The sequence below is a fragment of the Eubacteriales bacterium mix99 genome, assembly GCA_038396605.1.
Lineage (GTDB): Bacteria > Bacillota > Clostridia > Caldicoprobacterales > DTU083 > UBA4874.
On the sequence record CP121690.1, the window covers coordinates 2,108,432 to 2,128,893 of the forward strand.

The following is a 20,462-nucleotide window of genomic DNA, read 5'->3' on the forward strand; positions in this document are numbered from 1 at the left end:
TGGCCCCCCTGCCAACCTGCCGGGAAGGATGCTATACTATAATTGCAATCAGAAAGCGAAAGGTCGGTGGAATGGAATGCAGCAGAGGATTGTGGAGCTTTCCCACATCAACAAATCGTTTCCTGGTGTAAAGGCACTGGATGATGTTTCATTTGATCTGAATGTGGGCGAAGTGATGGCCCTGATCGGGGAAAATGGTGCAGGAAAATCCACTTTGATGAAAATTCTCAGCGGCGTATATCAGCCGGATTCCGGGGAAATAAAGGTTTTTGGCAGCACCGTTGAAGGTCTCACGCCCAAAAAGGTGCAGGAGCTGGGCATTGCCATCATACACCAGGAATTGAACATGTGTACGCATTTAACCGTTGCGGAGAATATTTTTCTGGGACGGGAAAAGACAAAGGGCATGGTGTTGTCTGCAAGTGAAATGAACCGGGAAGCAAGGAACATTCTGGAACGTCTCGGCATGGATATCGATCCGGAAACCGTTATCGGAGATCTTGCCGTTTCCAAACAGCAGATGGTGGAAATCGCGAAAGCGCTTTCTACCAATGCGCGCATCCTGATTATGGATGAGCCCACCTCCGCACTCACTTCAAGGGAAATAAGCGATTTGTTTGCCATCATCCGAAAGCTGCGTGATTCCGGCTGTGGCATTGTTTATATCTCCCATCGGCTGGAAGAACTGCAGCATATTGCGGACCGTGTGTCGATTATGAGGGATGGGAGACGGATTACAACCGGGGATTTTTCCTCCTTTACCATGGACAGCATAATCGCCGGCATGGTCGGTCGGCAAATAAAGGAAAAGTTTCCAAAAGTACAATGTGAAATCGGCAAAACCATACTGAAGGTGGAGAAACTGAACGCCGGCAGAATGGTCCGGGACATCAGTTTTGAACTGCATGAAGGGGAAATTGTCGGAGTAGCCGGTCTGATGGGGGCGGGCCGAACCGAAATGACCCGGGTAATTTTCGGAGCCGATGCCCGGGAATCCGGTCAGCTATTTTTAAATGGACAGCCGGTGGAAATCCACTGTCCACAGGATGCAATCCGCGCCGGGATTGTTTTGGTTCCGGAAGACCGCAAACGGGATGGCCTTTGCACCAGACTTTCCATTCGGGATAATGTTGCACTGCCAAACCTGGATATTCTGTGCAGCAGGCTGGGTGCTGTTCACCGCAGGAAGGAACGGAGAATGGTCCGGCAGACACAGAAGGGCCTGACCATAAAAATGCATGACATTGAGGCAGATGCCGGAAGCCTTTCCGGCGGCAATCAGCAGAAACTGGTACTGGGCAAATGGCTGGCCCGAAATTCCCGGGTGGTGATGTTTGATGAGCCGACCCGGGGCATTGATGTTGCAGCGAAGGTTGAGATTTATCATCTGATGAATGAGCTCAAGAAAGATGGGATAGGGGTGTTGTTTGTTTCCTCTGAAATGCAGGAAATCATGGGAGTTGCGGACCGTATCCTTGTCATGTGCGACGGGCGGATGACCGGCGAACTTTTTCCGGAAAGCAGTACCCAAAATGAAATTCTGGAGTGTGCCACCCGATTTGAGAGCAAATTTCAAAAGGTCGATTCTGCCTACACATCGGAAGGAGCATGAAAAACATGGAAAGAACACAAAAAAGAAATCCCCTGCACAGGATTTCGGCGATACGCGGCATGGGCCAGGTGATCACAGTGACCATAGGCCTTGTGGTACTGTGCGTTGTATTCGGCATTCTCAACCCATCCTTCTTTTCCGGCCGGAATGTGGGAAATTTGCTGCGCCAGGTAGCGCCGATCCTCATTATCGGTATCGGGCAGTCCTTTGTTCTGATTACCGGAAACATTGATCTTTCCATTGGTTCCGTGGTGGGAATGAGTTGCATGCTTTCCGCCACCATGATGGCCAATGGAGTGAATCCCTGGGTAGCCACTTTTGCTACTCTGGCTTGCTGTCTTATGATAGGGATCGTCAATGGGGAGCTGGTTGCCCGCTGTAAGCTGCCGCCTTTCATTGCCACATTGGGAACCATGACCATTGCCCGCGGCATTGCCCAGATTGCCAACAACAATTATAATACCGATTCCATCGGCGAGGCTGCCGAAGGCTTCCGCAATTTCTTTTATTATGGCAGGTTTCTGGGCCTGTACAATACCATCTGGATTGCAGCAGTTCTTTGGCTGGTTTGCAATTTTCTGCTTAGCCGCACGCGGACCGGTCGGCATATTTACGCCATCGGATCCAACCCGGAAGCGGCGAGGCTGTCCGGCGTCAATATCAACAGTACCACCATCAAGGTTTATCTTGTCAGTGCTTTTTGCTCGTGTGTGGTGGGGATGATCATCTGTGCTACCAGTGGCATGGGGACCATGGATGCGGGGAACGGATATGAAATGTTTGCCGTGGCTGCTTCAGTAATCGGCGGTGTCTCCACTCTCGGTGGACAGGGTATTTTACCGGGCACGGTGATTGGCGCATTTATCTGGGGCGTTCTGCAGAATGGTCTGCAGTTTGCAGGTGCCCCGGTTGCCATCCGGAATATTATTATCGGCATCATTGTAGTGGTATCGGTTTTGCTGGATGTTGTCCTGCGCGGCAGCCGGCCCCGCCGCATTTTCAGGAAAAACGGTCCTGCATCCGGAGTGGAAGGAAAAAATACCCCGGCCTGACAGGAGAGCATTTCCTGCTTTCTTTCCTGAAAATAAAGGAAACAAAATAAAGGAGGCTATGTCATGAAAAAAGTCATTTGGAAAAAGTCCCTTGCTTTACTGACCGTAGCTGCGATGTTGCTGTTTGCAGCTGCCTGCAGCAGTGATTCCGGGAAATCTGCTTCCGGCAGCAAGGTAACGCCAAAGCCATCGGAAAGCGAGAGCCCGGGTAAAAAGGGTTCGGATGGGGACGGAGAAAAATACCGGATTTATTTGATTTCGATGGATCAGATGGATCAGCATTGGGTCAATATGGATAAGGGAGCAAAGAAGGCAGTGGAGGAGCTGGGAAATGTTGATTACAAATGGACTGCGCCGGATGTAAAGGATGATGCCAAGCAAATCGAATGCATCAATAATGCGGTTGCGGACGGCGCGGACGCTGTTCTGCTGGCTGCCAACGGCCCGGACGCAGCTGTTTCGGCTTTGAGGGAAGCAGAATCCGCAGGCGTAAAAATTGTCTATGTGGATTCTCCGGCCAATCTGCCAGCCGTAAAAACCTTTTGTACCGATAACAAGGCGGCCGGAGCAACTGCAGCAGAACAGCTGCTTGCTGCTCTGAAGGAAAAAAGCATAACTTCCGGAAAGATCGGCATTATCGGAGTCAACGCTGCTACCCAGTCCACGGTGGACCGTGAGAGCGGATTCCGCTCCGCTTTTGAGGGAAGTGACTTCGAACTCCTGGAAACGCAGTACAGTGAAGGCGATGCCGCTCAGTCCAAGGATATTGCCACCAACTACATTGCTCAGGACTGCGTCGGGATTTTCGGGACCAATGAAGGCAGCACGGTCGGCACGGGCAATGCAATCAAGGAAGCAGGCGGAGAAGCCATCGGTGTTGGATTTGATCAATCGGATACGATTCTTGGCCTGGTCCGGGATGGTTCCCTTCTCTGTGTGATGGCTCAGAATCCGGACAAAATGGGTTATGAAGGGGTGAAAGCTGCCGTTGCCGCATTGGATGGCAGCGATGAAGGGGACGGCTCCACAGTGGATACCGGCGTTACTGTTTTAGCAAAAGGCGATATTTGAGGAAGAGGGTATTTCGGATTTTTCTCCGGCTGAGGGGCAGCAATCTGCTGCCCTTCACAGCTGCCCTTCAAAGCGTAAACGGGTGGACTTACGGATTTTCAATACCGGATCGATCATCATGACACGCCCATAACTGTCCGGTTGATTCAACAGCCGCAGCAGTTCCTTCGAGATCAGCTGTCCCATCTGATCAATGGGAATACGAACCGTGGTAAGCGGTGGAATATCCGGCGGAAAATTTTCGATATCGTCAAATCCAACCACGCTTACCTGTTCCGGTACGGAGTAGCACATATCCTTCAAAGCGCGGATACAGCCGATTGCCATTTTGTCGTTTGCACACAGAAAGGCCTCGGGTGTACTGCCATATTGCTGAACAGCGCTGCGTACTGCATTATATGCGGCGTTTTCTTCAAAATAGCCATTTAGCACAAATCGTTGGTCCACCGGAATTTTCAGCTTTTTCATTCCTGCCAGGTAAGCTGCGTAACGGGTATTGCCGTCATAATTGTCGTTTCCCAGCAGGAATCCAATACTGTTGTGCCCGGCATGGACCAGGTATTCGAGCCCACTTATCGTTCCCTTTTCATTGTTGATCAGAATACTGGAAATTCGCTGCTGGCTTGTTACCTCGGCGCGGTCCAGGAATACAAAAGGGACGGAGCTCCGTTCCAGTTCCAGATAATCGTCTTCTGTCAGGTTTTCATTGAGCACGGCTGCCCCATCCACATTCGCCGACAGAATCTCTGAGAGAACTGCCTTGCTTTCGTGACGGGTGCTGATGTAGACGAGCAGTGAGTAGTCATTCTGATGGCAAATCGGATACATGGCCTGCATGAGCCGCAGAAAATAGTCGCTGTTGATGGCAGGTAAAAACAGTCCCAGATTATGTGTCGTCCTGGATTTCATCAGCCTTGCGTTGATGTTGGGATAATAATTCAATTCGCCGGCAATTTTCAGGATCCGGTCCCGGGTTTCTGCCTTTACGATGGGAACATTGTTCAATGCGTTGGAAACAGTGGAAATGGAAACCCCTGCTCTTTTGGCGATGTCCTTGATTGTTGCCATATTTCTGCAGCCTCCTCATCAGCAAAACTTTTTATTTCACCACGCTGCAGCATGGAGATTTCTTCCTACAGGATACCATATAAAATCGATTGTAACAAGTCAATCATCGCATTTTAAAATAGTCTTGTCTATAAGAATAACATAGAATAGCGTAATAAGCATAAACGTTTTTATATTTATATCCAAATAATATAAAAAAGAAGATAAAAGCAGGACTATAAGGATAATAATAGCATGTAAATCAAAGAAAAGACTATTTTTATTACTATTACTAAAATTTTTATTGAAAACGTTTCGAATAAATGTTATGATAAACCACGCGGAATTTATTACAACACAGGATTTGTTTAAAATAAAAATCCCGCGGAATACTGGATATATATCAATCAGGAGGTTGGTTATGCCAAAAGTTTATCGTACGGACGAAACACAAAAATTTTCTCCGGCCCGCACACAGGATTTCAGCCCAAATCGTTATTACGGTTTGCCCACCCTTTTGCTGGACGACAGCGTCCGGCATCAGAAGATACTGGGCTTTGGCGCTTCCTTTACGGATGGAAGCTGCTACACCCTGAACCGGCTGGAGCCGGGAGCACGGAAGGCCCTGATCCGGGATCTGTTTGGCAGGGAAGGCCTTGGCCTGAATATTGGCAGACTGAATGTCGGAGCCAGTGATTTTGCCACAGAATGTTATTGTTACGATGAAACCGCTGATGACTTTGAAATGAAGGATTTTACAGTGGAAAAAGACAGGGAATACCTGATCCCGGTCGTTCGTCAGGCAAAGGACGTCAATCCCGATCTTTTTCTGTTTTCGTCCATGTGGAGCTGTCCCGGCTGGATGAAGACCAGCGGCAGCATGTGTGGCGGATGGCTGCGCGGCGATTATCTGAATGCGTTTGCTGATTATTACACCCGGTATCTGCTTGCCTATCAGGCAGAGGGAATCGGGATTAATGCAATGACTTGCCAAAACGAGCCCGAAACCGATCAAATCTCCAAAATGCCTGCCTGTCTGCTGCATCCGGACTATGAAAAAAGACTGGTAGGTTCTCTTATGCCGGAACGTCTGGAGAAAAACAACCTGAAAACCAGGCTGTGGATTCTGGATCACAACTTTGTGCACTGGCAAAGGGCAGATTACCTGCTTCAGGATGAAGATGTGCGCGCTCATGCCGCCGGTGTTGCATTCCATCCTTATGAAGGACAGGCGGACGATATGCTGCTGCTCCGCAAACGTCATCCGGAAATTTCCTTTCATCTGACGGAAGTTGGCCCGGATATAGGCGATGGATATGAAACGGATTGGTGCCGCTGGGCAGATAGAATCGGCGAAGCATTCCAGTACGGATGTGAAAGTTTTACCGCATGGAATCTTGCGTTGGATGAAACCAGCTGCCCGAATATCGGACCTTTTCCATGCGGCGGGATTGTCACCGTCCATTCCAGGACATGTGACATCAAAAAAAGCGGCATGTACTGGGCATTAAAGCAATATACCAGCCATATCCGGAGAGGTGCGTACCGAGTGGAACTCTCACAGCTGACGGAAATGCCGGCAGGGGTAAGAGCTACTGCTTACAAAAATCCCGATGGAAGCGTTGCTCTTGTATTTGTGAACCGAGGCTCGCGCAACGATATTCAGTTGGGGCGGAAGGGAAGCTGGCTGCGCTTTTCGCTGGCTGCAGATTCTGTATCCACTATGATTCTATAGGAAATAAATCCCTGGTTTTGCCAGATGGATGGAGAGGAAGATGGACCCGTGTCTCAAACAGAAAAAAGAGAAAAATCAAAAAGCACCGGCCTGCGAAAGGAATGGAAAAACAATTATCCTTTGTTTCTCATGATTGCTCCAATCTGCATTCTCACGATTGTACTGATGTATCTGCCGATGAGCGGCCTGTTGCTGGCGTTTAAGGATTATCATTACAATATGGGTATTTTTGGCAGTCCATGGAGCGGGCTGGATAATTTCAGGTTCTTTTTCATTTCCGGAAAGGGCCTGCAGGTGACACTCAATACAATTGTCTATAACACGATAAATACCATTACCTCACAGGGCCTGGCCATTCTTTTGGCGATTATCATTTCGGAAATGACCGCGAAAAGGTTTACCCGGGTGACCCAGTCCCTTGTTTTTCTGCCTTACTTTATTTCGTGGATTATTGTTGGCACCTTTGTTTACAACATTTTTAACTTTGAAACCGGTGCCCTGAACAATTTTCTGAAAGCAATCGGAGCGCAGCCGGTTAATGTGTACTCCATGCCGGGTGTCTGGAAATGGATCATCATGGCATTCAACAGCTGGAAATGGGCAGGCTATAACTCGGTTATCTATATTGCTGCCATAAACAACGTGGATCCGCAATGCATCGAGGCGGCCGATATTGACGGTGCAAATATCTGGCAGCGGATCGCTCATATTACCATCCCGGAGATTAAGCCCACCATCAGCATTATGTTGCTGATGCAGGTCGGCCGTATCCTGCGGGGCGATTTTCAGATGTTTTATCAGATCATCGGGAACAACGGTCAGCTTTTCAATGCCACCGATGTAATCGATACGTTTGTATTCCGCTCCCTGACCACCAGCGGAGATCTTGGAATGACCAGCGCTGCGACATTGTATCAATCTGTGCTGTGTTTCATCATTATTACGATTGTAAATGCGAGGGTGCGAAAAGCCGATGAAGAAAGCGCATTGTTTTAATCTATCCTGAAAGGAGGGAGAGATTCCATGCAAAATTCCAATGTCATGCGAAAGAAGGCTTCCAGAATCAAGAATCCGCCGGCTACCGTTGCATTTAACTGGGTAGGCGTGATTCTGCTCACGATTATGTCGGTTTTCTGCCTTCTTCCGTTTATTCTGCTGATTTCCGGATCCCTTACCAGTGAAGAAGCAATTGTCCGTGATGGCTTCAGCCTGATTCCGCACGAGTTTTCCACGGAAGCGTATAAGCTGCTTTTTCGCTATCCCCAGACGATTCTCCGTGCATATGGCGTGACGGTCTTTATCACGGTAATGGGTACGACACTGGCCTTGCTGGTCATTTCGATGGCTGCATATGTGCTGTGCCGAAAATCGTTTCGATACCGAAACCAATTTTCGTTTTTTCTGTACTTTACTACCTTGTTCAATGGCGGCATGGTTTCCACCTATGTATTCTTTATCCGCTATCTTCATTTGAAGGACAGCCTTTGGGCACTGATTCTTCCTTTGATGGTAAATGTCTTTTATCTGCTCATTATGCGCAGTTTTATGAGTTCGATACCGGAGACGATCTTTGAATCCTGCAAGATAGACGGTGCAGGAGAATTCAGGATATACTTTCAGTTTGCCCTGCCGCTTGTAAAAAGCGGGCTTGCGACCGTTACCCTGTTTATTGCCCTGGACTACTGGAATGACTGGTACAATGCCATGCTGTACATGACCTCGCGTGAGAAATTTCCGCTGCAGTATATGCTGTATGACATGCTTGCTTCCACGGAGGCATTATCACAGCTTGCCTCTTCTGCAAATGTAAGCATGGTGGATATTCCCGGACAATCCCTGCGTATGGCAATGGCAGTTGTGGCGACCGGGCCCATTATTCTTGTTTATCCCTTTGTACAGAAGTATTTTGAGAAGGGAATCACCATTGGATCCGTCAAGGGGTGAGCATTCCGGAAATCGCCCCAGATATCCGATTCTATTTGTCGGATTGTGCATGGTTGGAAGAACAGATGCAGACCCGACAGATTGGCAAAAAGAAAAAGGAGGAAGTCCATGAACATAAAAAAATTGATTTGCGTAGCATTGACAGCGATTATGCTTTTCCCACTGGCTGCCTGCGGGAAGAGCGGCAAAAACCCTTCTGAAACTCCCGGCAACCCTTCACAATCGGCCGATGAAGCCGGAAAGCCGAAAAAAGAGGTGGAGTTGGTGACGTATGCACTGGGTACCGAGCCCAATCGCCATGAGGAAGTAATGAAGCCCTTCAATAAAAAGCTGAAGGAAAAGCTCAATACGACTCTGAAAGTGAAATTCATCGGATGGGGCGATTACGAGACCAAATACCCGTTGCTGCTTTCCTCCGGAGAGTCCTTTGATATGATCTATACTGCAACCTGGCTGAATTTTTTCCAACAGGCCAGGAAGGGCGCGTTTATGGAGCTGGACGATCTGATCCCCAAATATGCGCCGGACGCATGGGCACAGATTTCAGATGTCAATAAGAAAACGGCTATGGTCGATGATCATATTTACGCAATTCCTTCGGGCAAGTCCACCTATAACGCATTTGGGGTGATTGTCCGGGGAGACCTGATGAAGAAATACAATTTGCCGGAGATCAGGACCTTTGACGACTATGCCGCCTATATGCAGGCGATTGTGGACAACGAGCCTTCCATGCAGGCGACAGACGTATATTCCGGCGGCAGTGAGATTGATGATGTCTACTATATGAATCACGGCCTTTACCCGCTGACCGGGAATACAAAATCCATTTACTGGGTGGATCTGGATGCCGAAAAGCCGGTTGTGTTCAACAAAATGAGCTGGAAAGGCACGCCGGACATGCTGAAGATGATGAACGAATGGAGCAAAAAGGGATACTGGCCGAAAGCTGCCCTTTCCAACAAGGACAGCGATATGATGTCCACCGGCAAGGCTGCTTCCGGCACCCACAGTCTGGACAACTGGGTTTCCCAGTATCAGCGTCATCCGGATTGGGACTGGCGGTTTTACAACATGGTAAAGTATAATGAAGAACTTTCTGCCATGCAGGATGCCATGGCAATTCCGAATTCTTCCCAAAATCCGGAACGTGCCCTGCAGTTTATCAATCTTGTCCGTACGGATGAAGAATTGTATGACATGCTGGTATATGGAATTGAGGGAAAGACCTACGGGATTGAAAAGGACAATACGGTACGGGCACTGGATCCCGATAACTTCAATCTGGATCCCTGGGCCTGGGGCCTGCGGACCAATGACTTTACCCGGGATTATGCCGGTTCTCCGGCTTCTTTGCCGGAAAAGCGCGACGAGATCCGGGATACCCTGCACACCAATCCAATGCGTGCGTTTGCAATGGATACTGATCCGGTCAAAAGCGAATATGCAGCGGTAACGAATGTCATGGCCCAGTATTACGATCCTCTGAAGCTTGGCTATGTGGATATGGACTCCGGCACAAAGGAATTGAAAAAGCAGTTGAAAGCTGCCGGGGATGACAAGGTTGTTGCTGAGCTGCAGCGTCAGCTGGACGATTTTCTGGCCAATTACAAATAAGTGCGAAAGGTTCGCTTCACAGGATGTGGGATGGATAAGTACCGATCAATTCATTTGATTTGCAGATGTTTTGATCAGGGGGTGCGGCAGGATTTTCCTGCCGCACTTTTTTGAACTGTTTTCCAAAGACAGCCGGCAAAGATTCTGTTTCTGAAAAAACCGGACAGGCAGGAAGGCAGGACAAAAGAGTTTCGTTTCCGACGGACGGGTGATATAATAAAATGAGGGCAAAAAACAAATTGAAATATATGACAGATAATGCGGAATGATATCAAGTGCCGGATGCGGACAAATGATATTGTTCATTGGAGGAATACAAAATGAAATTGGGCAAATATGGATACCTAAGAGTTGCGGCAGCGGTTCCCGATGTCCGGATCGGGGACCCGGCACGGAATGCCGCGGAGATTTTCGATCGGATCCGGGATGCGGACCGCCATGGCGTGAAGGTAATGGTGTTTCCGGAGTTATCGATGACAGGATACACCTGCGGCGATCTGTTTCACCAGAGTTCTCTGCTGGACGCTGCCCGACAGGCAATGCAGGAACTGTTGGACCGGACAAAACATTGTGATGTGCTTGCCGCAGTCGGAATGCCGGTGGAGGCGGAGAACCGGCTGTTCAACTGTGCGGTGGTATTTCATTCCGGGAGGATCCTTGGTGTGATCCCAAAGACATTCCTGCCCAATTACAATGAATTTTACGAGAAAAGATGGTTTGCTTCCTCTTCGGACCGCATCCATGATTCGGTACGACTTCTGGATCAGGAGATTCCGTTCGGTGAGAATATTCTGTTTCAGTCAGAGGATTCCGATTTATGTATCGGCGTGGAGATTTGCGAGGATTTGTGGATGCCGATTCCTCCCAGCTCCCGCCATGCGCTTCATGGGGCCAACCTGATCCTGAATCTGTCTGCCAGCAATGAAACTGTTGCAAAGAGCGATTACCGGCGGGAGCTGGTCCGGCAGCAGTCCGCAAGATGCCTTGCAGGCTATGTGTTCTGCTCTGCCGGACAGGGAGAGTCTACCACCGATCTGGTTTTCGGAGGGCATACCATACTGGCGGAAAACGGACATATCGCCCGTGAAATGATTTTTCCGGAGCCTTCTGCCTGCGCCTGTTATGATATGGACATTGAGAAGCTCCGGAACGACCGGATCCGAAGCAACAGTTTTACGGCAAAGGCGAGGCCGGAGGACTATCGGTCCATCAAGCTGGAATGGAACGGGGATCCGGATGTAAAGGAGTGCTTTTCGGTTGATCCTCATCCCTTTGTTCCCGGCGATGCCTCGGAGAAAGATGCAAGATGCAGGGAAATTTTCCGCTTGCAGTCTGTAGGCCTGGCGGAACGGCTGAGGAAAACCGGTATTCAGAAGGCAGTGATCGCTGTTTCCGGCGGACTGGATTCCACGTTGGCTTTGCTGGTGACAGCGAAAGCATTCCGTACTCTTGGCCTTCCCGGTAAGAATATTATCGGGATTACCATGCCGGGCCTTGGCACAACGAAACGAACGCATCAGAATGCAGTGACATTGATGCAGGAGCTTTGCATAACCACAAGGGAAATATCAATTGTAGAGGCCTGTATGCAGCATTTCCGGGACATTGGTCACGACGCTTCGGTTCATGATGTCACATTTGAAAATACACAGGCGCGGGAGAGGACGCAGATCCTGATGGATGTGGCGAATCAGGAAGGAGGCCTTGTCATCGGTACCGGGGATTTATCGGAGCTGGCCCTTGGCTGGTGCACCTATAACGGCGATCATATGAGCAACTATGCTGTGAACGCCGGAGTTCCGAAATCCCTGGTGCGGCATCTGGTATCCTGGTATTCGGAGACGGCGAAGAACGAAAGAGTCGCAGAGGCGCTGAGGGATATCCTGGAAACTCCCATCAGTCCGGAGCTGCTGCCGGCGGATAAAGACGGGCATATCGCCCAGAAGACGGAAGAAACCATTGGCCCCTATGATCTTCATGACTTCTTTCTGTATCACATGGTCCGCCATGGCTTTTCGCCTGCAAAAATCCTGAAGCTGGCGACTCTGGCGTTTCCATCGTATCCTCCCCGGGGAATTCTGAAATGGCTGACCGTTTTTTATAGACGATTTTTTACACAGCAGTTCAAACGATCCTGTATGCCGGATGGGGTAAAGGTAGGTTCGGTCTGTCTGTCTCCCCGCGGGGACTGGCGTATGCCCAGCGATGCATCTGCGGAATTATACCTTGAGGAGTTAAGGACTGCAGCGGCTGAATTGGAGAATGGTTCGCTGTGAGGGCGAAGCACATCGCTGAAAACATTTTTGTCTTTTTGGCGGAAAGGGAGGATTTTTAGGTCCCGAAATCGAATAATATAACAGAAAATATATTGAACGGAGGTTCTTTTTTGTTGATGAATCTGCCAAACGCTCTGACTTTGGTGCGGTTTCTTTTGGTTGGCGTGTATGCTTTTTTGTATTTCAATGAGGGCCTGGCAAATAATGAAATGTGGGCATTCCTGGTTTTTCTCCTGGCGGGGCTGACCGACATATTGGATGGTGAGATTGCCCGACGCCACAATCAGATTACCAAATGGGGAAAGATGATGGATCCGCTGGCGGACAAGCTGATGCTGATGACCGTTTTGATTTGTCTGTTTATTGATCACAGGATTCCGCTTTGGGCCGTATCCGTTGTTGTATTAAAAGAACTGCTGATGATTTTCGGGGTGGCGCTTTTATACGGCAAAAAAAGGGTTGTGGTACAATCCAATTTCTATGGCAAGTTTGCCACGGTTTTGTTTTACATTGCCATCACTGCCCTGGTATTCAATTTCACCTATGCAAAATACGTTTTATGGGCTGCAATCGCGAGCACAGTTGTTTCTTCCCTGCAGTATGCTTATTCGACCCTCATAAAGAAAAAAGAAATGAAAGAACAGGGTGTAATGGCAGAACAGTGTGATGTTTTGAAAGGGCAGAAGAGTGGAAGAGGCCCGGATGGAGAGAAGAAGCAGGGAACAGAAGGGGAAAGGTGGAACAAGGATTGGGACGGCAGGCTTTCAGACAAGGATGTGCCGCTGGAACAATCCGCCGGGTCTACCGGGAAAGGCGATTGACAATACCTGTTTTTGGGTTATAATAACAAAGAGAACAACGGCAGGGAGAAAGAGGAGTACATATTGGTCTTTCCGCAGAGAAGGGAGCTCAGGGGCTGAAAGGTTCCCGGGAGAAGACAATATGGAACGTCGCTTTTGAGCTTTTTGACCGAAGGGATATTGATACCCTGTAGGTCATTACGGGTGCTCCCGTTACAGGGCCAGAGCGTCTGCCGGGCTATTTTGGAAGCCTGGCGGAAAGAAAGGTGGTACCACGAAACAGACTTCGTCCTTTGGGGCGGAGCTTTTTTGTTTTTGGAACGTGTAATAAAATTTAAGGATGAAGGAGTATCGTTATGAGCGAAAAAATGGAAACTCGGACCGGGAATATTGCAAAAACCTATGATCCCGGCCAGGTGGAGGATCGGATCTATCAGGAATGGACGAAAAAAGGATATTTTCATGCGGAGCCGGATAAAAACAAGAAACCTTTCTGTATTGTGATCCCGCCTCCGAATATTACGGGCCAGCTTCATATGGGCCATGCGCTGGACAATACCTGGCAGGATATTCTGATACGCTGGAAGCGCATGCAGGGATACAGTACGCTGTGGGTGCCCGGCACCGATCACGCCAGCATTGCCACGGAGGCAAAAATCGTTGCAAAGCTGGCAGAAGAAGGACTCACGAAGAATGATGTGGGCAGGGATGGCTTTTTGAAACGGGCATGGGAATGGAAGGACCGATACGGCGGAAGGATTGTTGATCAGCTGAAAAAGCTGGGATCTTCCTGCGACTGGTCCCGGGAACGCTTCACCCTGGACGAAGGCTGCAGCAAGGCAGTCACCGAGGTGTTCGTCCGCTTGTATGAGAAAGGACTGATTTATCAGGGAGACCGCATTATCAACTGGTGTCCCCAATGCAAAACCGCCCTTTCCGATGCGGAAGTGGAATACAAAGAGAAGCAGGGCTGGTTCTGGTATATTGCTTATCCCATAAAGGGCAGTGAGGAGCGGGTGACCATTGCCACCACACGGCCTGAGACCATGCTGGGCGATACAGCTGTGGCAGTGCATCCTGAGGACAAAAGATATCAGCATCTCATCGGAAAAGCCGTCCTCCTTCCGCTGGTGAACCGTGAGATACCCATCATTGCCGACACCTATGTGGATCGGGACTTCGGTACCGGTGTGGTGAAGATTACGCCGGCCCACGATCCCAACGACTTTGAGGTGGGGCTGCGGCATCAGCTGCCTCAGATCCGGGTCATGAACGATGACGGGACCATGAATGCCGAGGCGGGACAATATGAGGGAATGGACCGCTATGAAGCCAGAAAGGCGATTGTTGGGGACCTGAAGAAACTGGGCCTGCTGGTGAAGATCGAGGAGCATACGCACAATGTAGGGGAATGTTACCGTTGCGCCACAACGGTGGAACCCATTATTTCCAAACAGTGGTTTGTAAAGATGAAGCCGCTGGCAGAGCCCGCCATTGAAGCGGTACGTTCCGGACAGATCCGGTTTGTGCCGGACCGGTTTGCCAAAATCTATTACAACTGGATGGAGAACATAAAGGACTGGTGCATTTCCAGGCAGCTTTGGTGGGGGCATCGGATCCCGGCCTATTATTGTGAAAAATGCGGCGCAACCGTAGTCGCCAGCGAAAAGCCCGCCCATTGCAGCCATTGTGGAAATGATCAATTCCGGCAGGATGAGGATGTGCTGGATACCTGGTTCAGTTCTGCCCTGTGGCCATTCTCCACGCTGGGCTGGCCGGAGGAAACGCAGGAGCTTTCCTATTATTATCCCACCAATGTTCTGGTCACCGCATACGATATTATCTTTTTCTGGGTGGCCCGAATGATTTTTTCGGGGCTGGAGCACACAAAGGAAGTTCCGTTCCGGGATGTGTTGATTCACGGCATCGTCCGGGATTCCCAGGGCAGAAAAATGAGCAAATCCCTGGGAAACGGCATCGATCCGCTGGAGGTCATTGATCAATACGGTGCTGATTCCCTGCGCATGAGCCTGATTCTGGGCAATTCCCCCGGCAATGATATGCGCTTCTACTACGAAAAGGTGGAGGCAAGCCGGAACTTTGCCAACAAGATCTGGAATGCCACCCGCTTTATTCTCATGAATCCGGGGGCAGGGCAGGAACAGCCGCGGAAGACGGAAAGTCAGAGCCGATGGAGTCCGGCAGGACAGCCGGAAATCGCCGATCGATGGATCGTCAGCCGATACAACCGCCTGGTCGGGGAAGTGACGGAAAACCTGAATAAATATGAGCTGGGGCTGGCTGCGCAGAAAATTTACGATTTCATATGGAATGAATTCTGTGACTGGTACATCGAGCTGGTGAAGCCAAGGCTGTACGGCACCGGAAAAGAAGTCCGGGACACGGCGCTTTCCACCCTGACCTATGTTCTTTCCAATACCCTGAAGCTGTTGCATCCCTTCATGCCTTTCCTGACGGAAGAGCTCTGGCAGCATCTGCCCCATGAAGGGGAAAGCATCATGACAGCAAGCTGGCCGGTGGAACGGCAGGAGGAGCTGAATGAGGATGCAGAAGAAGAAATGCAGGCTGTGATGGATGTCATCCGTGCCGTCCGGAATATCCGGGCAGAGAAGGAGGTTTCTCCTTCCAGAAAGGCAAAGCTGATCCTGGTGGTGGAACCGGGCAATGCCGCTCTGTTTCAGAATGCGGAGGTATATTTTGAAAAGCTTGCCGGTGCATCCGAAGTGAGCATCCGGACCGGAAAAGAAGGAATTCCGGTGAATACCGCATCGGTGGTAACCGCAAAGGCACAGATTTATATTCCCATGAAGGATCTGATTGATTTTGAACAGGAAAAGAAGCGCCTGAAGAAGGAAAAAGCCAATCTGGAAAAGGAACTGGCAAGAGCCAGGGCAAAACTGTCCAATGAAGGGTTTATCCGGAAAGCGCCTGCTGCCATTGTGCAGGCAGAACGGGAAAAGCAGGAGAAATACCAGGACATGTTGAAACATGTTCTGGAACAGGCTGCCAATCTGGAGCAAACGGAAAGTAAGGAAAAATAAAGGTACCAAAAACAGAGGATTGGAGAGGATATTTGATGAAGCAAAAAACGACCTGCCCTGCAGACTGGAACAATCTCAAGGTTTTGCAGCGCCACAGGCTGGAAAACCGTTCCTGGTATATTCCCTGTCCGGACCCGGAGTCCGCTTTGGCCGGACAGCAGCAGGGTTCTCCCTGGTTTCGGCTGCTGAATGGGGTATGGAAATTTTATTATGCCCCTTCCCCTCAGGAGGCTCCGGACGGATTCCAGAGCGAGGATTTTGACTGTTCCGCATGGGACAATATTGAGGTTCCCTGCAGCTGGCAGATGAAGGGATATGGACATCCCCATTATACCAATGTGAATTATCCGTTCCCGGTGGATCCGCCCCATACACCTGCTGAAAATCCCACCGGCTGCTATCGCATGGCGTTCACTTTGCCGGAGGACTGGAAGGGCCGGCAGATCATCCTGCGTTTTGACGGCGTGGACAGTGCCTTCCATGTATGGATCAACGGAAAGGAAGCAGGATACAGCCAGGTCAGCCGGATGCCTTCCGAGTTTGACATCAGTGCACTGATTCATCCGGGAGAAAACATTCTTGCGGTCCGGGTTTATCAATGGTCCGATGGAAGTTACCTGGAAGATCAGGATATGTGGTGGCTCAGCGGTATCTTTCGCGATGTTTCCCTTCTGGCAATGCCAAAGGCCAGGGTGGCGGATTTTTTCTTCCGGACGAGGCTGGATTCCAATTATCGGGATGCAGTACTGGATGCGGATGTGTCCTTGTCCAATGTAAGCGGAACAGATCTTGCCGGTTGGGAACTGGAAATGATCCTTCTGGATGCGGATAAAAGAAAAATCGGAAGCCGCAGTGCAGAGAATCTCACCATAAGGAAAGGCCGGCGTACCGTAGCACTCTCCCTTTCGGTATCGGATCCTGACAAGTGGTCGGCAGAAACTCCCTGTTTGTATCATGCCCTGCTGGTCCTGTCGGATGCCGATGGCCATACGGTGGAGGCTGTTTCTTCCCGGATCGGGTTCCGGATGGTGGAGCTGAAAGACGGAGCCCTTCTGCTGAATGGGAAAGCAATCAAGTTCAAGGGCGTGGATCGCCATGAGCACCATCCCCGCCTTGGGCGTACCGTTCCCTATGAGACCATGCTGCAGGATGTGCTTCTCATGAAGCGGCACAATATCAATGCCGTGCGGACTTCCCATTATCCGGATGATGTCCGGTTTTATGACCTATGTGACGAATACGGCCTGTACCTGATCGATGAAACCGATCTGGAAACCCATGGCTATCAGGCTCTGAGTGACGATCCGGAATGGGAGGACGCCTATATCGACCGGATTGCCAGAATGATGGAGCGGGATAAGAATCATCCTTCCATCCTTCTCTGGTCCCTGGGCAATGAATCCGGATTTGGCCGGAACCATAAAGCGATGTATCGATGGATCAAAGCCAAGGATCCGACACGTCTGGTTCACTATGAAGGGGAATCCGGCAGACATTTTAAAGAGGAGAATTATGAGCTGCAGGCCTGTGATATCCACAGCACCATGTATACCTCCGTTGAGGAAATGGAGGAAGTGGGAAGGAAAACGATGAAAAACCCCCATATTCTCTGTGAGTATGCACATGCCATGGGAAATGGTCCCGGCGGGCTGAAGGAATATTGGGAAACATTTTACACTTATAAACGGCTGCAGGGTGGTTTTATCTGGGAATGGCTGGACCACGGCATCCCGAAAAAGGATGAAAAGGGAGAACGGTATTATGCCTACGGCGGCGATTTCGGAGATCAGCCCAATGATGGGAATTTCGTCATAGACGGACTGGTTTTCCCGGATCGGACACCTTCGCCCGGATTGACGGAATATAAAAAGGTCATTGAGCCGGTCAAGGTGGAGGAAGTGGATCTGAAAAAAGGAATCGTCCGGATCCTCAATCACTATGATTTCCTCGGCCTGGATCATCTTCGGGCGGCCTGGGCCCTGGAAGCGGATGGCAGGATACTGCAGCAGGATACGCTGGAGCTTCCGGAGGTTTCTGCAGGAGGAAATGTGCAGGTGGTACTGCCTTATCAGATTCCGGAGAATCCGGAGCCGGAGACGGATTATCTGGTGAATGTCCGGTTCCTGCTGGGCGAAGATACCAACTGGGCCAAACGGGGCTATGAAGTCGCCTGGGCACAGTTCCGGCTCCCACTGCCGGTCCCCGCTGCCCCGGTTGTGAAAACAGAAAGGATGCCGGCCCTTTCCTGCTGGGAAGAAGAAAATGCCCTTGTGGTCAGAGGAGAAGACTTCTGCCTGGTGTTTGATAAAGTTTATGGAGTCCTGAAATCCTGGACTTATAAGGGAAAATCCCTCCTGGTGAAAGGGCCCCGGCTGAATTTCTGGCATGCTCCCACGGACAATGAAAGAAAAATCCGAAAGGAATGGAAGAGTTTTGGACTGAATGCCATGAAGCATCGTACCGACGGCTTTGCATGGGACAAAAAGGATCACTGCGTCATTGTCCGGATACGGACACGAATTGCGCCTCCTGTGCTGACCTGGGGAGTTCCTGCGGAGTACGTCTACCGCATCTGTGGGAGCGGGGATGTGGTCCTGGAGGTTTCCGGAACGCCTCAGGGCGAATCCCTTCCGGATACCCTGCCGCGGATCGGACTGCAGATGGAGGTACCCGGGGATCTGGACCGCTTTCAGTGGTATGGCAGGGGCCCCGGCGAGTCCTATGCCGACAGCAGGGAAGCCAACCGGATGGGAATTTATACAGCAGGGATAGAGGATCTGTATACTCCTTACGTTTATCCCCAGGAAAACGGAAACCGGACCGATGTCCATTGGGTGGCGGCAACCGATCTCAACGGTATGGGCCTGCTGGCGGTGATGCCGCAGCTGAACTTCAGTGCTCATTTATATACCCAGGAAAATCTGGAGGAGGCAAAGCATACCTGTGATCTGGTGAAACAGGATTTTATCACCTGGAATCTGGATTATCGGCAGATCGGACTGGGAACCAACAGCTGTGGGCCGGCTCCCCTGGAGAAATATTTGCTGCATATGGAGCCGTTCCGGTTTTCCATTCGTTTGAAGCCGTTTTCCATTAATGCGGTCTCTCCGGTGGCTTTGAGCAAACAGAGGCTGGAAGAATACGAAAAGTAAATTGTCCCTTTCAAAGTTCAAAAAGGCTTAAAAAGACAAAAAGTCGGGAGATCCGGGTCTCCCGACTTTTCTTCTTTCATTCGGCATCAAATCAGGGTTTCCATTATTTTTTTATAAACAGCGGGCGCTTTTGCCCTCCAGTTGGAACAAATGGTCTTGGCCTGACTGGCATCGGTTACATTCAGATGCAGTTCCATCAGGGTGATGTCCTTTTCCATTACTCTAAGCAGAACTTCATATTCGTTGCTGGACAAACGCCTGTATTCGGCCGTAAGCTGGCTTTCCTTCCGGATACGGTTCCGGTTCTGATCCGCATAAGCCTCAATCATCTCCCTGGTTTGGTAATCAATCCGGGAATGAAAAAAATGCAACGCTTCTTTTCCTTTGTCGGTAAGGGTATAATAATGGCTCTGACGTCCCTCCATGTAGCTCAGATGCCGGGATTCCACCAGTTCCGACAGGAGCTGCTGCAGTTCGAAGTAATTCATCAGATATTTCGTGATGAAGAACTCGGTGATTTGCTCATTGGTAAGAGGGATCCTCAGACACTGTGCAAAAAAAAGGATGGACAGCTTATTGTCCGCCAGTTCCGCCATCTTCATTGTATCTTCACCTACATTATCAGAATGAAACAATTATACCATAAAACCGGGAGAAGAAAAAATATCTGTCACGATCTTACAATTGCCAGAGTCGGGCAATAGCCGGAATATATTAAAAACGGCATAGTCAACAGAGACTATGCCGAATTTTACAGAGATCCTGCATCTCTGTTTGCCGTCCCGGGGTTTCCTCAAAGGCGCCCTTTATGCAGCATCGACGGATTATATGATAAAGCTCTTGATATCTTCGAGGAAATCATCACAGTCGTCGTTGTAAATCTCAACGATTACCGGCTTGCTCAAATCCAGGCTAAAGATTCCCAGGATAGACTTCGCATCGATCACGTGACGTCCGGAACGCAGGTCAATCTCATAGGGGTATTTGTTGACGATGTTGACGAAATTTTTTACATTCTCCGCCAGAGACAACTTGATATTGACAGTTTTCATATGCTTACCTCCTATATGTAATATTTCATTACCAGTATACCA

14 protein-coding genes and 1 other annotated feature are annotated in these 20,462 nt (G+C 49.8%); of the genes, 11 read left to right on the forward strand and 3 right to left on the reverse strand.

Annotated features, from left to right (window positions below; genetic code table 11):
* Positions 1-76: 76 nt before the first annotated feature.
* From QBE55_09300 to QBE55_09310, 3 genes are all read left to right on the forward strand, one after another.
* Positions 77-1,612: a sugar ABC transporter ATP-binding protein gene (locus tag QBE55_09300; GenBank protein WZL77749.1), complete on the forward strand. Its 1,536-nt coding sequence runs from the start codon at positions 77-79 to the stop codon at positions 1,610-1,612.
* A gap of 5 nt (positions 1,613-1,617) precedes the next feature.
* Complete coding sequence (locus QBE55_09305; protein ID WZL77750.1) at positions 1,618-2,664, forward strand: ABC transporter permease; 1,047 nt, start codon at positions 1,618-1,620, stop codon at positions 2,662-2,664.
* 63 nt (positions 2,665-2,727) lie between these two features.
* A complete protein-coding gene (locus QBE55_09310; protein ID WZL77751.1) occupies positions 2,728-3,735 on the forward strand; it encodes an ABC transporter substrate-binding protein in 1,008 nt (335 codons plus the stop codon).
* A 54-nt stretch (positions 3,736-3,789) separates the two neighbouring features.
* Here QBE55_09310 and QBE55_09315 read toward each other — a convergent pair whose 3' ends face one another.
* A complete protein-coding gene (locus QBE55_09315) occupies positions 3,790-4,803 on the reverse strand; it encodes a LacI family DNA-binding transcriptional regulator (GenBank protein ID WZL77752.1) in 1,014 nt (337 codons plus the stop codon).
* 400 nt (positions 4,804-5,203) lie between these two features.
* Here QBE55_09315 and QBE55_09320 point away from each other — a divergent pair, with 400 nt between their 5' ends.
* The 8 genes from QBE55_09320 (at position 5,204) to QBE55_09355 (ending at position 19,368) form a co-directional block, all read left to right on the forward strand.
* On the forward strand, positions 5,204-6,517 hold the full coding sequence (locus QBE55_09320) for a glycoside hydrolase family 30 protein (protein ID WZL77753.1): 1,314 nt from the start codon (positions 5,204-5,206) through the stop codon (positions 6,515-6,517).
* A gap of 48 nt (positions 6,518-6,565) precedes the next feature.
* Positions 6,566-7,513, forward strand: coding sequence for an ABC transporter permease subunit (locus tag QBE55_09325; GenBank protein WZL77754.1), 948 nt, complete (start codon positions 6,566-6,568; stop codon positions 7,511-7,513).
* 27 nt (positions 7,514-7,540) lie between these two features.
* The gene (locus QBE55_09330; protein WZL77755.1) at positions 7,541-8,461 is read left to right on the forward strand and encodes a carbohydrate ABC transporter permease; all 921 of its coding nucleotides are present in this window, start codon (positions 7,541-7,543) and stop codon (positions 8,459-8,461) included.
* A 108-nt stretch (positions 8,462-8,569) separates the two neighbouring features.
* Positions 8,570-10,078, forward strand: coding sequence for an extracellular solute-binding protein (locus tag QBE55_09335; GenBank protein WZL77756.1), 1,509 nt, complete (start codon positions 8,570-8,572; stop codon positions 10,076-10,078).
* Positions 10,079-10,398: 320 nt separating this feature from the next.
* Positions 10,399-12,354, forward strand: coding sequence for an NAD(+) synthase (locus QBE55_09340; protein ID WZL77757.1), 1,956 nt, complete (start codon positions 10,399-10,401; stop codon positions 12,352-12,354).
* 116 nt (positions 12,355-12,470) lie between these two features.
* Positions 12,471-13,175, forward strand: coding sequence for a CDP-diacylglycerol--glycerol-3-phosphate 3-phosphatidyltransferase (pgsA, locus tag QBE55_09345; GenBank protein ID WZL79909.1), 705 nt, complete (start codon positions 12,471-12,473; stop codon positions 13,173-13,175).
* Positions 13,176-13,209: 34 nt separating this feature from the next.
* Positions 13,210-13,451: a binding site (T-box leader), on the forward strand.
* A gap of 59 nt (positions 13,452-13,510) precedes the next feature.
* The gene (locus QBE55_09350; protein WZL77758.1) at positions 13,511-16,216 is read left to right on the forward strand and encodes a valine--tRNA ligase; all 2,706 of its coding nucleotides are present in this window, start codon (positions 13,511-13,513) and stop codon (positions 16,214-16,216) included.
* A 35-nt stretch (positions 16,217-16,251) separates the two neighbouring features.
* Positions 16,252-19,368: a glycoside hydrolase family 2 TIM barrel-domain containing protein gene (locus tag QBE55_09355; protein WZL77759.1), complete on the forward strand. Its 3,117-nt coding sequence runs from the start codon at positions 16,252-16,254 to the stop codon at positions 19,366-19,368.
* Between the two features lie 86 nt (positions 19,369-19,454).
* On the opposite strand, the gene QBE55_09360 is transcribed toward QBE55_09355, so the two are convergent.
* On the reverse strand, positions 19,455-19,970 hold the full coding sequence (locus tag QBE55_09360; protein WZL77760.1) for a DUF4364 family protein: 516 nt from the start codon (positions 19,968-19,970) through the stop codon (positions 19,455-19,457).
* 222 nt (positions 19,971-20,192) lie between these two features.
* The gene (locus QBE55_09365; GenBank protein WZL77761.1) at positions 20,193-20,420 is read right to left on the reverse strand and encodes an HPr family phosphocarrier protein; all 228 of its coding nucleotides are present in this window, start codon (positions 20,418-20,420) and stop codon (positions 20,193-20,195) included.
* Positions 20,421-20,462: the final 42 nt, after the last annotated feature.

Excerpts from the sequence above, each read along its gene's own strand:
- QBE55_09300 (WZL77749.1), top strand. The coding sequence starts at position 77 with ATGCAGCAGAGGATTGTGGAGCTTTCCCACATCAACAAATCGTTTCCT.
- QBE55_09305 (WZL77750.1), top strand. The coding sequence starts at position 1,618 with ATGGAAAGAACACAAAAAAGAAATCCCCTGCACAGGATTTCGGCGATA.
- QBE55_09310 (WZL77751.1), top strand. The coding sequence starts at position 2,728 with ATGAAAAAAGTCATTTGGAAAAAGTCCCTTGCTTTACTGACCGTAGCT.
- QBE55_09315 (WZL77752.1), bottom strand. The coding sequence starts at position 4,803 with ATGGCAACAATCAAGGACATCGCCAAAAGAGCAGGGGTTTCCATTTCC.
- QBE55_09320 (WZL77753.1), top strand. The coding sequence starts at position 5,204 with ATGCCAAAAGTTTATCGTACGGACGAAACACAAAAATTTTCTCCGGCC.
- QBE55_09330 (WZL77755.1), top strand. The coding sequence starts at position 7,541 with ATGCAAAATTCCAATGTCATGCGAAAGAAGGCTTCCAGAATCAAGAAT.
- QBE55_09335 (WZL77756.1), top strand. The coding sequence starts at position 8,570 with ATGAACATAAAAAAATTGATTTGCGTAGCATTGACAGCGATTATGCTT.
- QBE55_09340 (WZL77757.1), top strand. The coding sequence starts at position 10,399 with ATGAAATTGGGCAAATATGGATACCTAAGAGTTGCGGCAGCGGTTCCC.
- pgsA (WZL79909.1), top strand. The coding sequence starts at position 12,471 with ATGAATCTGCCAAACGCTCTGACTTTGGTGCGGTTTCTTTTGGTTGGC.
- QBE55_09350 (WZL77758.1), top strand. The coding sequence starts at position 13,511 with ATGAGCGAAAAAATGGAAACTCGGACCGGGAATATTGCAAAAACCTAT.
- QBE55_09355 (WZL77759.1), top strand. The coding sequence starts at position 16,252 with ATGAAGCAAAAAACGACCTGCCCTGCAGACTGGAACAATCTCAAGGTT.
- QBE55_09360 (WZL77760.1), bottom strand. The coding sequence starts at position 19,970 with ATGAAGATGGCGGAACTGGCGGACAATAAGCTGTCCATCCTTTTTTTT.
- QBE55_09365 (WZL77761.1), bottom strand. The coding sequence starts at position 20,420 with ATGAAAACTGTCAATATCAAGTTGTCTCTGGCGGAGAATGTAAAAAAT.